13 protein-coding genes and 1 pseudogene are annotated in these 14,392 nt (G+C 62.9%); 11 read left to right on the forward strand and 3 right to left on the reverse strand.

All coding sequences use genetic code 11. The features are described from left to right. Window positions 1-75: 75 nt before the first annotated feature. Window positions 76-690 carry a LysE family translocator gene (locus tag IEC33019_RS10135; protein WP_070094068.1) on the reverse strand — a complete coding sequence of 205 codons (615 nt, stop codon included), beginning with the start codon at window positions 688-690 and terminating at the stop codon, window positions 76-78. A 110-nt stretch (window positions 691-800) separates the two neighbouring features. Here IEC33019_RS10135 and IEC33019_RS10140 point away from each other — a divergent pair, with 110 nt between their 5' ends. The 3 genes and pseudogenes from IEC33019_RS10140 to IEC33019_RS28180 form a co-directional block, all read left to right on the forward strand. Next, complete coding sequence (locus IEC33019_RS10140; RefSeq protein ID WP_070094069.1) at window positions 801-1,253, forward strand: Lrp/AsnC family transcriptional regulator; 453 nt, start codon at window positions 801-803, stop codon at window positions 1,251-1,253. Between the two features lie 215 nt (window positions 1,254-1,468). Then, a complete protein-coding gene (locus IEC33019_RS10145) occupies window positions 1,469-2,881 on the forward strand; it encodes a purine-cytosine permease family protein (protein ID WP_099593391.1) in 1,413 nt (470 codons plus the stop codon). A gap of 179 nt (window positions 2,882-3,060) precedes the next feature. Further along, window positions 3,061-3,195, forward strand: a pseudogene (locus IEC33019_RS28180) (hypothetical protein); the annotation flags it as partial. Between the two features lie 39 nt (window positions 3,196-3,234). On the opposite strand, the gene IEC33019_RS10155 reads toward IEC33019_RS28180, so the two are convergent. Beyond that, window positions 3,235-3,528, reverse strand: coding sequence for a DUF1330 domain-containing protein (locus tag IEC33019_RS10155; RefSeq protein ID WP_070094072.1), 294 nt, complete (start codon window positions 3,526-3,528; stop codon window positions 3,235-3,237). 77 nt (window positions 3,529-3,605) lie between these two features. Here IEC33019_RS10155 and ribBA point away from each other — a divergent pair, with 77 nt between their 5' ends. The 5 genes from ribBA (at window position 3,606) to IEC33019_RS10180 (ending at window position 8,998) form a co-directional block, all read left to right on the forward strand. Beyond that, the gene (gene ribBA / locus IEC33019_RS10160) at window positions 3,606-4,727 is read left to right on the forward strand and encodes a bifunctional 3,4-dihydroxy-2-butanone-4-phosphate synthase/GTP cyclohydrolase II (protein ID WP_070094073.1); all 1,122 of its coding nucleotides are present in this window, start codon (window positions 3,606-3,608) and stop codon (window positions 4,725-4,727) included. A gap of 350 nt (window positions 4,728-5,077) precedes the next feature. Continuing rightward, window positions 5,078-6,103, forward strand: a complete 1,026-nt coding sequence (locus IEC33019_RS10165; protein ID WP_070094074.1) for a polyamine ABC transporter substrate-binding protein — start codon at window positions 5,078-5,080, stop codon at window positions 6,101-6,103. Then, window positions 6,100-7,014: an ABC transporter permease gene (locus tag IEC33019_RS10170; protein WP_070094075.1), complete on the forward strand. Its 915-nt coding sequence runs from the start codon at window positions 6,100-6,102 to the stop codon at window positions 7,012-7,014. The genes IEC33019_RS10165 and IEC33019_RS10170 overlap by 4 nt, the downstream gene beginning before the upstream one ends. Window positions 7,015-7,020: 6 nt before the next feature. Then, the gene (locus IEC33019_RS10175; RefSeq protein ID WP_070094076.1) at window positions 7,021-7,830 is read left to right on the forward strand and encodes an ABC transporter permease; all 810 of its coding nucleotides are present in this window, start codon (window positions 7,021-7,023) and stop codon (window positions 7,828-7,830) included. 19 nt (window positions 7,831-7,849) lie between these two features. Then, window positions 7,850-8,998, forward strand: a complete 1,149-nt coding sequence (locus tag IEC33019_RS10180) for an ABC transporter ATP-binding protein (RefSeq protein WP_070094077.1) — start codon at window positions 7,850-7,852, stop codon at window positions 8,996-8,998. Between the two features lie 136 nt (window positions 8,999-9,134). Here IEC33019_RS10180 and IEC33019_RS10185 read toward each other — a convergent pair whose 3' ends face one another. Continuing rightward, window positions 9,135-10,046, reverse strand: a complete 912-nt coding sequence (locus IEC33019_RS10185; protein WP_070094078.1) for a LysR family transcriptional regulator — start codon at window positions 10,044-10,046, stop codon at window positions 9,135-9,137. A 99-nt stretch (window positions 10,047-10,145) separates the two neighbouring features. On the opposite strand from IEC33019_RS10185, the gene IEC33019_RS10190 reads away from it, so the two are divergent. The 3 genes from IEC33019_RS10190 (at window position 10,146) to IEC33019_RS10200 (ending at window position 14,359) form a co-directional block, all read left to right on the forward strand. After that, window positions 10,146-11,237 (forward strand): tartrate dehydrogenase, encoded by a 1,092-nt coding sequence (locus IEC33019_RS10190; protein ID WP_070094079.1) that lies wholly within the window; start codon window positions 10,146-10,148, stop codon window positions 11,235-11,237. Between the two features lie 251 nt (window positions 11,238-11,488). Next, the gene (locus IEC33019_RS10195; protein ID WP_070094080.1) at window positions 11,489-13,087 is read left to right on the forward strand and encodes a BCCT family transporter; all 1,599 of its coding nucleotides are present in this window, start codon (window positions 11,489-11,491) and stop codon (window positions 13,085-13,087) included. 153 nt (window positions 13,088-13,240) lie between these two features. Next, window positions 13,241-14,359, forward strand: coding sequence for an aromatic ring-hydroxylating oxygenase subunit alpha (locus IEC33019_RS10200; RefSeq protein ID WP_070094081.1), 1,119 nt, complete (start codon window positions 13,241-13,243; stop codon window positions 14,357-14,359). Window positions 14,360-14,392: the final 33 nt, after the last annotated feature.

Below are 14,392 nucleotides of genomic sequence, written 5' to 3' on the forward strand. Positions count from 1 at the left end.
TACCGCGCCGCCAATGCGCAGCGCGTGTATCCAATCTCCAGCGCAATGCTGTATCTAGTCATGGGGCCAGCAGCTTCAACGCATCTGCCCGACGATCAGCCCCATCGCAATCAAGATCATCACCAGCCCCGACACTCGCCCCACCACCCTGGCCGCCGCCGGCCGGGTGCGCAGTACGGCCTTGGCGCCGTACCCCACCATCAGGTACACCACCAGCGAACTGGCCAGATGCACCAAGCCCAGCAGCAATATCTGCATCCATACCGGCCAGCTCGATGCCGGATCGGTGAATTGCGGCAGCAGCGCAACGAACAACAGGAACACCTTGGGATTCAGGCCGCTCACGCAAAACCCCTTCAATGCCCAGCGCGATCCACTCTCCTGCGCCTGCGACCCACCGGCCTGCGGTACGGAGGGGCTCAGCAGCAGGTTGCCGCCCAGCCACAGCAGGTAGGCGCACCCCGCCAACGTCAGCAAAGACAACGCCAGTGGATGCCCGGCGATCAAGCTGCCGACACCCGCCGCAACGATCAACGTCGCCAGGAAATGCCCCGACAGCATCCCCGCCACTGCAGGCATCACCCAACGTCCGCGCATGCCCGCCGAGATCGCATAGGCCCAGTCCGCGCCAGGGGTGATCACGAACAACATCGATACAGCCCAGAACGCCGTCAACACACTGATTGCCACTTCGAATCTTCCTTCACACGCAGTTGGGTGAAAAAAGATTACGGATTTCATCGGGGGATTTTCTTTCGTATATTCCTGCCACACCTTAAAACTATGGAAGATTCTCCCCCATGGACAGAACAGATCGAAAGATTCTTGCCGAGCTGCAAAAAGATGGCCGCCTCTCGGTGACCGAACTGGCCGATCGTGTGGGCCTTAGCCTCTCGCCCTGCCACCGCCGGCTCAAGGCCCTGGAGGAGTCCGGCGCGATTCTAGGCTATCACGCGCGTCTGGCACCCAGCGCATTGGGCCTGAATTTCGCCGCACTGGTGTTCGTCACCCTGCGCGAGGTCACCCGCCAGCCCGTGGCGGACTTCGAGGCGGCGGTGGCGGCGATCCCACAGATCGTCGAGGCCCAGCGCCTGTTCGGCGACCCGGACTACCTGCTGCATGTGGTGGCCCGCGATCTGCCGGCGTTCCAGAAGCTGTACGACGAACAGCTCACCAGCATTCCCAATGTGCAGCGGTTGAGTTCCACCTTGGTCATGAAGGAAGTGCTTCCGGATCGGCAACTGCCCATGTAGGAATGTACAGCACTGGAACATCGACCAGGTTCCCCTTGCATTCGCCGTTTTCTAACCGTTTGTCAGCCTTAGTTTTTTTAACGTTTGTGGGCACATATTTACTAATTTATCGATCCCTTCCCACCCCTCATGATCGGGCTTACAAGAACGCGTCGCCCTTTGCCGGCCCGCACCCGGGGACATTTCCGCGCCCCCTCCCTGCCTTGGAGTCCGTCATGACCCGTGCAGCTACATCGGCCCCCCTCATAGAAAAACACACGATCGGATACGTGCCCCCGCAAGACCGCCATGGAAAGGTAAGGGATCTGTTCACACTCTGGTTCGGGGGCAACATCGCGCCCCTGCCCATCGTCACCGGCGCCTTGGGCGTGCAGCTGTTCCACCTCAACCTGGTGTGGGGCATCGTCGCCATCCTGGTCGGCCATCTGGTGGGCGGCGTGCTGATGGCGCTGCACTCGGCCCAGGGCCCACAGATGGGCATCCCGCAGATGATCCAGAGCCGCGCCCAGTTCGGCTCGCTCGGCGCATTGCTGGTGGTGGTGATCGCCGGGGTCATGTACATCGGTTTCTTCGCCTCCAACATCGTGCTGGCCGGCAAGTCGCTGCATGGCGTGGTCGACACCGTCCCGGTGCCGGTGGGCATCGTCATCGGCGCGCTGGGCTCAGGCATCATCGGCATCATCGGCTACCGCTTCATCCATGTGCTCAACCGCATCGGCACCTGGGTGCTGGGTATCGGCATCGTGGTGGGCTTTGGCTACATCTTCACTCACGTGCAGAGCGATGACTTCCTGACCCGTGGCAGCTTCAACATCTCCGGCTGGCTGGCCACCGTGTCGCTGGCGGCGCTGTGGCAGATCGCCTTTGCGCCCTATGTGTCCGACTACTCGCGCTACCTGCCGGCCGATGTGAAGGTGTCGTCGACCTTCTGGACCACCTACCTGGGCTCGGCCCTGGGTTCGAGCCTGTCGTTCGTGTTCGGTGCGGTGGCGGTGCTGGCCATCCCGGCGGGCATGGACACCATGGACGCGGTCAAGCTTGCCACCGGCGCCATCGGCCCGCTGATGCTGGTGCTGTTCCTGCTCAGCGTGATCAGCCGCAACGCCCTCAACCTGTATGGCGCGGTGCTGTCGATCATCACCCTGGTGCAGACCTTCGCCTACCGCTGGATTCCTACCGCCAAGAGCCGCGCGGTGCTGTCGCTGGTCGTGCTGGCAGGCTGCTGCGTGGTGGCGGTGTTCGCCTCGGCGGACTTCATCGGCCACTTCGTCGACATGGTGCTGGTGCTGCTGGTGGTGCTGGTGCCGTGGACGGCGATCAACCTGATCGACTTCTACGTCATTCACAAAGGCGACTACGACATCCAGTCGATCTTCAAGGTCGATGGCGGTATCTACGGGCGCTACAACCCTCAGGCCCTGATCGCCTACGCGGTGGGTATCGCCGTGCAGATTCCGTTCATGAACACCCCGCTGTACGTGGGCCCGGTGTCCGCCCACATCGACGGCGCCGACCTGTCGTGGCTGGTAGGCCTGCTGGTTACCTCGCCGCTGTACTGGTGGCTGGCGACTCGCGACAGCGCCTACCGCCGCCGGCAGATGAGCGCCAAGCTCGCCGCAGGGGTTTGACGTTCGGCGTGACCTGAAAAACAGAAGACCCGCCATGGCGGGTCTTCTGTTTTTTTGGGTTTGCGATATCACCTAAACGCACACTTGACTCACCTGATAGCGATCGATACAGCCCATTGCCAGCATGCCGGCTCCTCGGACAAGGAGTTCCCCTGCCAAAACTGCCACTCATCAAGTTCATCGACCCTCGCATCAACCGCAAGCTCGTCGCCACCATCACCCTCCCGGTACTCGCCCTTGGCGGTCTCGCGATGCGGTTCAACAGTGTGTTCTTCTACAACGAAGCAGGCCAGATGACCCACGTGCGACGCCTTGAGCCCTGTAACTCACCCATCGCGCCCGGCACTCAGTGTTCAGGGCGCAACGCCCTCGACAATGATCACCTCAGCCTTCGCCACCCCTTGCCGATACCGGCAAGCCTCCTGATACGCCTCGGAGCGGTAACACGCCTGGGCCTGCTCGTATGAATCGAATTCGATCACCACGCTACGCTGTGGAGTGGGCCGTCCTTCCATCGCCTCGCTGCGCCCGCCGCGGGCCAGCAGGCGCCCGCCAAATGCGGCGAAGGCTGCCGGGGCGCGCTGGGTGTATTGCTGGTATTGCTCGGGGTCGGTGACGTCCACATGGGCGATCCAGTAGGCCTTCATCCATCGCTCTCCTGTAAAAGGTTATTTGTGTATGATGGTATACCATAAAAATCACCCTACCACAGCGAGTGTGCAGCATGGCTTTCAACAGCATCGAAGAACTCCTCGAAGATTACCGCCAGGGCAAGATGGTCCTGCTGGTGGACGATGAGGACCGTGAAAACGAAGGCGACCTGCTGATCGCCGCCGAGCGCTGTGACGCCCAGGTGATCAACTTCATGGCCCGCGAGGCGCGCGGGCTGATCTGCCTGACCCTGACCGACGAGCATTGTCAGCGGCTGGGGCTTGAGCAGATGGTGCCGGCCAACGGCAGTGTGTTCAGCACAGCGTTCACCGTTTCCATCGAGGCTGCCACGGGCGTCACCACCGGCATCTCCGCCGCTGACCGGGCCCGCACCATCGCCGCCGCAATGGCGCCGGACGCACGCCCGGAGGACCTCGTCCAGCCAGGGCATATCTTCCCTCTGCGCGCTCGCGAAGGCGGCGTGCTGACCCGCGCCGGGCACACCGAAGCCGGCTGCGACCTGGCGCGCCTGGCCGGATTCACCCCCGCCTCGGTGATCGTCGAGGTACTCAACGACGACGGCACCATGGCCCGCCGCCCGGACCTCGAACTGTTCGCCGAACGCCATGGCATCAAGATCGGCACCATCGCCGACCTGATCCACTACCGCCTGAGCAATGAGCAGACCATCAAGCGCATCGGCGAGCGTGAACTGCCCACCGTGCATGGCAACTTCCGCTTGGTGACCTATGAGGACCGCATCGACGGTGGTGTGCACATGGCCATGGTGATGGGTGATATCCGCCGAGAGCAGCCGACCCTGGTGCGGGTGCATGTGATCGACCCCTTGCGCGATCTGGTCGGTGCCGAATACGCAGGCCCCGCCAACTGGACCTTGTGGGCAGCCTTGCAGAAGGTCGCCAGCGAAGGCACCGGCGTGGTGGTGATCCTGGCCAACCATGAGTCCTCCCAGGCCCTGCTCGAACGCGTGCCGCAGCTGACCCAGCCGGCCAAGCCCTTCCAGCGAGGTCAGTCGAAGGTGTACTCGGAAGTCGGTACAGGGGCCCAGATTCTCCAGGACCTGGGCGTCGGCAAACTGCGCCACCTGGGGCCGCCGCTCAAATACGCCGGCCTGGCCGGGTACGAGCTGGAGGTGGTGCAGAGCATTCCGTTCGAGCCCGCCGAGTTCAACTGAGCCAACACCACTGTCTTGCTCTGCGGGGTCTTCTTCGCGGGTGCACCCACTCCCACAGGTAGCGCAGACCCTGTGGGAGTGGGCTCACCACTGCATTCGCGGTAACCCCATACAACCCACCACGTGGCGTTTCGCTAAATGGCACCGACGTTTTTAGTGATGGCCGGTCGCCTTCGGCCTCTTGCGAAAAGTTTGGAATACCATAATATGATATCCCGTAGACCTTGAGTTCTTGGCCGTACCTATACTTCAAAGAACGGCCACGCGACATCGTTGGAAAGCTGCTCCCCGAATACATGGCGGGCGACAGGAAGCCCGCTCAAATAACAAAAGCAATGAGGGCGTTAACCATGCTGTTGAGCAAACGAGTCACCGCAGTACTGTCCGCCAGTCTGCTGTCCCTGGCCTGCCAAGCCACCCTGGCCGCTGACAGCATGAGCTTCGTCAGTTGGGGCGGTACCACCCAGGATGCCCAGAAACAGGCATGGGCCGAACCCTTCAGCGAAAGCAGCAAGATCAAGGTCGTGCAGGACGGCCCCACCGACTACGGCAAACTCAAGGCCATGGTCGAGAGCGGCAACGTGCAGTGGGACGTGGTCGACGTCGAAGCCGACTTCGCCCTGCGCGCCGCCAGCGAAGGCCTGCTCGAGCCGCTGGACTTCACCACCATCAAGCGCGATCGCATCGACCCACGTTTTGTGTCCGACCATGGTGTCGGCTCGTTCTTCTTCTCCTTCGTACTCGGCTACAACGAAGGCAAGCTCGGCGCCAACAAGCCGGTGGACTGGTCGGCCTTGTTTGACACCAAGACCTACCCCGGCAAGCGCGCCCTGTACAAATGGCCGAGCCCAGGTGTACTGGAGCTGGCCCTGCTGGCCGACGGCGTGCCTGCCGACAAGCTCTACCCCCTGGACCTGGACCGCGCCTTCAAGAAACTCGACACCATCAAGAAAGACATCGTCTGGTGGGGCGGCGGCGCTCAGTCCCAACAACTGCTGGCCTCCGGTGAGGCGTCTCTTGGCCAGTTCTGGAACGGCCGGGTCTACGCCCTGCAACAAGACGGTGCCCCGGTGGGCGTGAGCTGGAAACAGAACCTGGTCATGGCCGATTTCCTGGTCATCCCCAAAGGTGCCAAGAACAAGGACGCAGCCATGAAGTTCCTGGCCAACGCCAGCAGCGCCAAGGGCCAGGCGGACTTTGCCAACCTCACAGCCTACGCCCCGGTCAACCTCGACAGCATCGCCCAGCTCAAGCCTGATCTGGCACCGAACCTGCCGACTGCCTATGCCCAGGACCAGGTGACCTTGGACTTCGCCTACTGGGCGAAGAACGGCCAAGCCATCGCGGCCCGCTGGAATGAGTGGCTGGTCAAATGAAAGTTGCCATCAACGCCCTGCACAACGCCCAAGGTGCCCCCAGCGGCACCGGCGCCCCAGGGGCGGTGCGCCGCCCTCCCCTGAGTCAGCGCTGGCGCGGCAGCCGCAACCTGCTGCCGGCCCTGCTGTTTCTGGGCCTGTTCTTCTTCGCGCCGCTGATCGGCCTGTTGCTGCGCGGCGTACTGGAGCCCGTACCAGGGCTGGGCAACTATGAACAGCTGTTCGCCAACTCGGCCTATGCGCGGGTGCTGTTCAACACCTTCTCGGTGGCCGGCCTGGTGACCCTGATCAGCGTGCTGCTGGGTTTCCCGCTGGCCTGGGCGATCACCCTGGTGCCCCGTGGCTGGGGCCGCTGGCTGCTGAACATCGTGCTGCTGTCGATGTGGACCAGCCTGCTGGCGCGCACCTACTCCTGGCTGGTGCTGCTGCAAGCCTCGGGGGTGATCAACAAGGTGTTGATGGCACTGGGCATCATCGATGCGCCGCTGGAGATGGTGCACAATCTCACCGGCGTGGTGATCGGCATGAGCTACATCATGATCCCGTTCATCGTGCTGCCGCTGCAGGCGACCATGCAGGCCATCGACCCGATGGTGCTGCAGGCCGGTTCGATCTGCGGCGCGAGCCCCTGGACCAACTTCTGGAAGGTGTTCATCCCACTGTGCCGCTCGGGGCTGTTCTCCGGCGCGTTGATGGTGTTCGTCATGTCGCTCGGTTACTACGTGACCCCCGCCCTGCTCGGCGGCGCGCAGAACATGATGCTGCCTGAATTCATCGTCCAGCAGGTGCAGTCGTTCCTCAACTGGGGCCTGGCCAGTGCCGCCGCCGCGTTGCTGGTACTGATCACCCTGGTGCTCTTCTACTTCTACCTGAAGCTGCAGCCGGAATCCCCGGTCGGCAACGCGAGGTAAACCGCCATGCTCCTGACTCCCAACGCCATGGGCCGGCCGCTGCGCACAGGCCTGTACCTGACCACCGGGGTGATCGCAGCCTTCCTGCTGCTGCCGATCCTGTTCATCGTGCTGCTGTCGTTCGGCTCTTCCCAGTGGTTGGTGTTCCCGCCACCAGGCTGGACCTTGAAGTGGTACGGCCAGTTCTTTTCCAACCCTGAGTGGATGGATGCGGCGCTGGCCAGCCTCAAGGTCGCCGTGCTTACCACGGTCTGCGCGGTCCTGCTGGGCCTGCCCACTGCCTTCGCCCTGGTGCGCGGGCGCTTCCCCGGCCGTGAGCTGCTCTATGGCCTGTTCACCCTGCCGATGATCGTGCCGCTGGTGATCATCGCTGTGGCGGTGTACGCGCTGTTTCTCAAGCTCGGCTACACCGGCACGCTGTTCTCCTTCGTGGTCAGCCACGTCATCGTCGCGCTGCCCTTCACCATCATCTCGATCATCAACTCGCTCAAGCTGTTCGACCAGTCGATCGAGGATGCCGCGGTGATCTGCGGTGCCTCGCGCTTGCAGGCGATCTTCAAGGTGACCTTCCCGGCGATCCGCCCGGGGATGATCGCTGGGGGGCTGTTCGCCTTTTTGGTCTCGTGGGACGAGGTGGTGCTCAGCGTGATGATGGCCAGCCCCACCCTGCAAACCCTGCCCGTGAAGATGTGGACCACCCTGCGCCAGGACCTGACCCCTGTGATCGCCGTCGCCTCGACGCTGCTGATCGGCCTGTCGGTCCTGGTCATGGTCATCGCCGCCGCCCTGCGTCGGCGCAACGAAGTCAGCGCCTGAGCGCCCGGAGACAATAACAATGAGTGCAGTGATGAAAGATGCCGCGCCCGCCAAGACCCTGGTCAGCCTGCGCAACCTGAACAAGTATTACGGCGATTTCGCCGCAGTGGACAACATCGATCTGGAGATCCAGGACGGCGAGTTCCTCACCTTCCTCGGCTCCAGCGGCTCGGGCAAGTCCACCACCCTGTCGATGCTGGCCGGCTTCGAGACGCCCAGCAGCGGCGAGATCCTGGTGGACGGCCAGTCGCTGGTGAAAGTGCCGCCGCACAAGCGCGACATCGGCATGGTGTTCCAGCGCTATTCGCTGTTCCCGCACCTGTCGGTGCGCGACAACATCGCCTTCCCCCTGGCGATCCGCAAGCAGAGCGCCGCCGAGACCGCCAAGCAGGTCGACGCCATGCTCAAGCTGGTGCAACTGGAAAAATTCGCCCATCGCCGGCCGGCCCAGCTCTCCGGCGGGCAGCAGCAACGCGTGGCCATCGCCCGGGCGCTGGTGTACGAGCCGCGCATCCTGCTGATGGACGAACCCCTCGGTGCGCTGGACAAGAAGCTGCGCGAGGACCTGCAGGACGAGCTGCGCCAATTGCATCGACGCCTGGGCATCACCATCGTCTATGTGACCCACGACCAGGAAGAAGCCATGCGCCTGTCCCAGCGCATCGCGATCTTCAGCCACGGCAAGATCGTGGGTCTGGGCACTGGCTATGACCTGTACCAGAACCCGCCCAATGCCTTCGTCGCCTCGTTCCTGGGCAACTCCAACTTCCTGCGGGTCAAGGCCAGCAGCCATGGCGCCGCCGCGTTCGAAGGGCAGTCCTTGGCGATCCGCCTGACCACGGGCCTGAATGCCGGGCAGGACGCGCTGATCATGGTGCGCCCTGAAAAAGCCCTGGCCCTGAGCGCCGAGCAGGCGGCCCGCGAGCCTTTGCCCGCTGGCTGGAACGAAGTCACCGCCAAGGTGGGCGAGGTGTTGTTCCTGGGCGAGAGCCAGACCTGCCATGTGGTGACCGCTGGCGGTACCGAAATGACCGTCAAGGCGCTCTCGGCGGCCGGCATGCCGATGCAGCCAGGGGACACCGTCAAAGTCCGCTGGGCGGTGGCCGATGCCTGCATCTACACCGAGTGGGCGGAGAGCGACCTGAGCAAGGCCGCCGGCGCGCACTGATCAGCGCCAGGCGCAGAGCGTATCGGTCTGTTCACGGATAAGCCCGCGCCCACAGACACAGCGGTGTTGTTGAGAACACCGGAGAACCTGTGGGAGCGGGTTTACCCGCGAACGGAACAACGCTGAACATCAACGTTCACACAGGCAGTCGATACCGCTCAGCAAAGTACTGCCGGAAGAACTCCACCGCCACCCGCACCTTGGCCGACCCGGCCAGGGGCGTGGTGTACACCGCCCAGATATCCGCCGCCTGCTGGTAGTCCTCCAGCACCTGCACCAGTCGCCCATCGGCGATGCTGTCGTGCACATCCCACCACGAACGCAGCAAGATGCCTCGCCCATCCAGGCACCATTGGTGCGCCACTTCGCCATGGTTGCTGGACAACGGGCCGGTCACCCGCACGTTTTCCTCGCCACCTGGCCCCTCCAGGTGCCACACGCCGAAGGGATGGTCACGCTCCTTGATCACCAGGCAGTCATGGCTGGCCAGATCCGCCAGGCTCCGGGGCATGCCCCGCCGCGCCAGGTAGCCCGGTGCCGCGCACAGCACCCGTCGGTTGCGCGCCAGCGGCTTGGCGATCAGGTTCGGCGCAATGACGTTGCCGACGCGGATATCCAGGTCCACCCCCTCGGCAATCAGGTCGATCAGGCGGTCATGCACATCCAGGCGAATGTCGAGCTTCGGATAACGCGCCGCCAGCTCCGACAGCGCCGGGGCCACGAAGCGCCGGCCCAACCCCAGGCTGCTGGCGATGCGCAACTGCCCGGCCGGTTCACGCTGGCCGGCGTTGAGGTCATCGTCCATGCGCTGCAGGGCCTCGAAGATCTGCTGCGCCCATTGATACACCCGCTCGCCCTCCTCACTCACCGTCACCCGCCGGGTGGTGCGGTGCAGCAGGCGTACGCCCAGGTTCTCCTCCAGCAGGCGGATGCGCTTACTGATAAAGGCAGCCGACATGCCACGCTCGTCGGCCACCGCGGCGAAGCTAGCGCGACGCGCCACCTGCAGGAAGATATCGAGGTCATCGAGGTTAGGCAGATTATTCACGATTCGTGCACCAAGAATTGATGATTCACCGGATTATCTCCGGTTCGCGTCCTTATAGCATGGCCAGCATCCGTTACCCAGAACAGCGAGTGCGCCCCCATGAGCAAGACTTTCAAAATCGCCGCCATCCCCGGTGACGGCATCGGCAACGAAGTCCTCCCCGAAGGCATCCGTGTGGTCGAAGCCGCCGCCCGCAAGCATGGCCTGAACCTTGAGATCGAATTCTTCGAGTGGGCCAGCTGCGACTACTACCTGGCTCACGGCAAGATGATGCCCGACGACTGGTTCGAACAGCTCAAGGGCTTCGACGCCCTGTACTTCGGTGCGGTCGGCTGGCCAGACAAAGTCCCGGACCACATCTCCCTGTGGGGCTCGCTGCTCAAGTTCCGCCGTGACTTCGATCAGTACGTGAACATCCGCCCCGTTCGCCTGTTCCCTGGCGTGCCCTGCCCGCTGGCCAACAAGCAACCGGGCGACATCGACTTCGTGGTGATCCGCGAGAACACCGAAGGTGAGTATTCCTCGCTGGGTGGCCGGATGTTCGAAAACACCGAGAACGAGTTCGTCCTGCAGGAATCGGTGTTCACCCGCCGTGGCGTCGACCGCATCCTCAAATACGCCTTCGACGTGGCCCAGACCCGCGAGCGCAAGCACGTCACCTCCGCTACCAAGTCCAATGGCATGGCCGTGAGCATGCCGTACTGGGACGAGCGCACCGCCGCCATGGCAGCCAACTACCCCGAGATCAGCTGGGACAAACAGCACATCGACATCCTCTGCGCCCGTTTCGTGCTGCAGCCGGAGCGTTTCGATGTGGTGGTGGCCTCCAACCTGTTCGGCGACATCCTTTCGGACCTGGGCCCCGCCTGCGCCGGCACCATCGGCATCGCGCCGTCGGCCAACCTCAACCCGGAGCGCAAGTTCCCATCGCTGTTCGAACCGGTCCATGGCTCGGCCCCGGACATCTACGGCAAGAACATCGCCAACCCGATCGCCATGATCTGGTCCGGCGCGCTGATGCTCGAGTTCCTGGGCAAGGACGGTGACGACGCCCGTTACCAGGCCGCTCACGACGACATCCTCAAGGCCATCGAGACCGTCATCGCCAACGGCGATACCACCCGCGACATGGGCGGCAGCCGCTCCACCCAGGAAGTCGGCAAGGCCATCGCCGAGCTGCTGGGCGCCTGATTCGACAGCGCCTTGCTCGTGGCCACCCGCTCCCACAGGCACACCAACCTGTAGGCGCGGGTTCAGCCGCGAAAGAGGCCCCACCAACCATCAGATTGTCTGACGATCCTATTGCAGTTCGCCCCTATTCAATGCACACTTCGTTAACCAAAAGATATGCGTTAACTTTTGGTTAACAGTCGAGGAAAAAAGCTTTATCTGACATGGACTTCCCTAGCGCTTAGCACTCCAAACGCTCCAGGAGACAATTGATGTCCCACAACAATAAAAAGATTGACGTGTTCCTGATCACCGTGAGCCTCATCGCCGTACTGCTCACTGTCATCGGCCTTGCTCTGTATCCCGCGCAAGCGGAAAGCATGGCCAACCAACTGTTCGAACTGTCCACCCGTACCTTCGGCACCAGCGTTCAGGTGCTGGTGTTCGGCAGCTCCCTGGCCGTGCTGTACCTTGCCTTCAGCAAGTACGGCAACATCCGCCTGGGCGCTGGCAAGCCTGAATATTCCACCGCGACCTGGGTCTTCATGTTCATCTGCGCCGGCATGGGTTCCTCGACCCTGTACTGGGGCGTGATGGAATGGGCCTACTACTACCAGACCCCTGGCCTGAACATCGCCCCGATGTCGGCCCAGGCACTGGAGTACAGCGTCAGTTACTCGTTCTTCCACTGGGGCATCAGCGCCTGGTCGATCTACGCCCTGGCCTCGCTGGCCATGGCCTACCACTTCCATGTACGCAAGAAGAGCGGGCTGAACCTGGCCTCGATCATCGAAGCGGTGACCGGCTTCAAGGCCACCGGCCCTGTGGGTCGCACCGTCGATTTGATCTTCCTGCTGACCATGATGGGCGCGCTGACCGTTTCCCTGGCCCTCACCGCCTCGACCCTGACCCGCGGCCTGTCGGATCTGGCCGGCACCCCCAACACCTTCACCGTGCAACTGATGGTGATCGGTGCGGTGGCCCTGCTGTTCTCGCTCAGCTCCTACATCGGCATCGACGGCGGCCTGCAGCGCCTGTCGAAGATGGTCTGTATCGGCGCCCTGTTGTTCGCCTTGGTGGTGCTGCTGGTCGGCCCGACCCAGTTCACCGTCAACAACACCGCCAACGCCATCGGCCTGATGATCCAGCAGTACGTGCATATGAGCCTGTTCACCGACCCTGCCGGTGACGGCGCCTTCACGCGCAACTGGACCGTGTTCTACTGGCTGTGGTGGGTTTCCTACGCCCCAGGCGTCGCCATGTTCGTCGCCCGTGTCTCGCGCGGCCGTCAGATCAAGGAAGTGGTGTTCGCCCTGCTGCTGGGTGGCAGCTTCGGGTGCTGGTTCTTCTTCGGCGCGCTGGAAAGCTACAGCATGCACCAGTTCATCAACGGGCAGATCGACGTGCCGAAGCTGCTCAGCACCGTCGGTGGTGAAGCCGCAGTGACCGACCTGTTGCTGGCCCTGCCATGGGGCACTCTGTTCCTGGCGGTGTACCTGTTCATCATGGCGGTGTTCTGCGCCTCGCACATGGACGCTGCGGCCTATGCCGTGGCCGCCACCAGCACCCGCAACCTGCGCGAAGGCGAGGATCCGACCCCGACCTTGCGTCTGTTCTGGTGCATCGTGCTGACCCTGGTGCCGCTGGCCATGCTGTTCGCCAAGGCCTCGCTGTCGACCATGAAGACCGCTGTGGTCCTCACCGCGATTCCTTTCATGGTGATCCTGCTGGTGAAGATCTACGGCTTCTTCAAGTGGCTCGCCGCCGACTACGGCCAGGTTCCGGCCTACCGTATCGAAGAAGAGGCCGCACGCCTGGCCGGCGAAGAGCCGGAGCATCAGGTAGCGCGCAGCGCCGCTGCCCTGCATTGACCATATGACCCATGGCCTCGCCAGTCTCTTGTGTACGAGCTGGCGAAGCCTGCAATGGGCTGCACGGCAGCCCTGAAGCGTCCGACAAATTTTTTTGCCCGACTTGTTAACTAGTAGATACGCGTTAACCAATAAGTAAAACGAGATAGAGCCATGAACGATTTCAAACGCCTGCCCGCTGATTTCTGTGCCAACCCTGAAGAAGCCTATACCCTGCCGGCCAACTTCTACACCCAGGCCGCCGTGTTCGAACATGAGAAGGAAGCGATCTTCGCCAAGAGCTGGATCTGCGTCGGTCACCGCAGCGAAGTCGCCGAGAAGAACGCCTACATCACCCGCCAGGTGATCGGCGAAAGCATCATCGTCGTGCGTGGCCGCGACGACGTACTGCGTGCCTTCTACAACGTCTGCCCACACCGCGGTCACCAACTGCTCGAAGGCAGCGGCAAGGCCAAGAACGTCATCACCTGCCCGTACCACGCCTGGACCTTCAAGCTCGACGGCGAGCTGGCCCACGCCCGCAACTGCGAGAACGTGGTCAACTTCAACAAGGAAAACTCCACCCTGGTGCAGCTGCGCGTCGAAGAGTACGCAGGCTTCATCTACATCAACATGGACATGGACGCCGGCAGTGTCGAAGACCAACTGCCGGGCCTGGCCAAGCGCATGCGCGAAGCCTGTGCCGTGATCGATGACCTGCACCTGGCCGCCCGTTTCGTCAGCGACACCCCGGCCAACTGGAAGTCGATCGTCGACAACTACCTGGAGTGCTACCACTGCGCCCCGGCCCACCCAGGCTTCTCCGACTCCGTGGACGTCGGCCAGTACAGCCACACCCTGTTCGGCAACTGGACCCTGCAATACGGCGTGGCCACGCCATCGGAACAGTCGTTCAAGTTCGACGAGACCGTCAAGGACCCATCGTTCGCCGGTTTCTGGGCCTGGCCGTGCACCATGTTCAACGTGCCGCCAGGCGCCAACTTCATGACCGTGATCTATGAGTTCCCGGTCGATGCCGAAACCACCCTGCAGCACTACGACATCTATTTCCTGAACAAAGACCTGACCGAAGAGCAGCTCAAGCTGATCGACTGGTACCGCGAAGTCTTCCGCCCAGAAGACCTGCGCCTGGTCGAAAGCGTGCAGAAAGGCCTGAAATCCCGTGGCTACCGCGGCCAAGGCCGGATCATGGTCGACCAGCAACGCAGCGGCGTGAGCGAGCATGGCATCGCCCACTTCCACAACCTGATCGCCGTCGCCCACCTGGACTGATGCGCCCGGCCGCCGGCTTGCGGGTCGGCGGCC

Origin of the sequence: Pseudomonas putida (genome assembly GCF_002741075.1) — a bacterium.
Lineage (GTDB): Bacteria > Pseudomonadota > Gammaproteobacteria > Pseudomonadales > Pseudomonadaceae > Aquipseudomonas > Aquipseudomonas putida_T.

Excerpts from the sequence above, each read along its gene's own strand:
- IEC33019_RS10145 (WP_099593391.1), top strand. The coding sequence starts at position 1,469 with ATGACCCGTGCAGCTACATCGGCCCCCCTCATAGAAAAACACACGATC.
- IEC33019_RS10180 (WP_070094077.1), top strand. The coding sequence starts at position 7,850 with ATGAGTGCAGTGATGAAAGATGCCGCGCCCGCCAAGACCCTGGTCAGC.
- IEC33019_RS10140 (WP_070094069.1), top strand. The coding sequence starts at position 801 with ATGGACAGAACAGATCGAAAGATTCTTGCCGAGCTGCAAAAAGATGGC.
- IEC33019_RS10200 (WP_070094081.1), top strand. The coding sequence starts at position 13,241 with ATGAACGATTTCAAACGCCTGCCCGCTGATTTCTGTGCCAACCCTGAA.
- ribBA (WP_070094073.1), top strand. The coding sequence starts at position 3,606 with ATGGCTTTCAACAGCATCGAAGAACTCCTCGAAGATTACCGCCAGGGC.
- IEC33019_RS10175 (WP_070094076.1), top strand. The coding sequence starts at position 7,021 with ATGCTCCTGACTCCCAACGCCATGGGCCGGCCGCTGCGCACAGGCCTG.
- IEC33019_RS10190 (WP_070094079.1), top strand. The coding sequence starts at position 10,146 with ATGAGCAAGACTTTCAAAATCGCCGCCATCCCCGGTGACGGCATCGGC.
- IEC33019_RS10155 (WP_070094072.1), bottom strand. The coding sequence starts at position 3,528 with ATGAAGGCCTACTGGATCGCCCATGTGGACGTCACCGACCCCGAGCAA.
- IEC33019_RS10165 (WP_070094074.1), top strand. The coding sequence starts at position 5,078 with ATGCTGTTGAGCAAACGAGTCACCGCAGTACTGTCCGCCAGTCTGCTG.
- IEC33019_RS10195 (WP_070094080.1), top strand. The coding sequence starts at position 11,489 with ATGTCCCACAACAATAAAAAGATTGACGTGTTCCTGATCACCGTGAGC.
- IEC33019_RS10170 (WP_070094075.1), top strand. The coding sequence starts at position 6,100 with ATGAAAGTTGCCATCAACGCCCTGCACAACGCCCAAGGTGCCCCCAGC.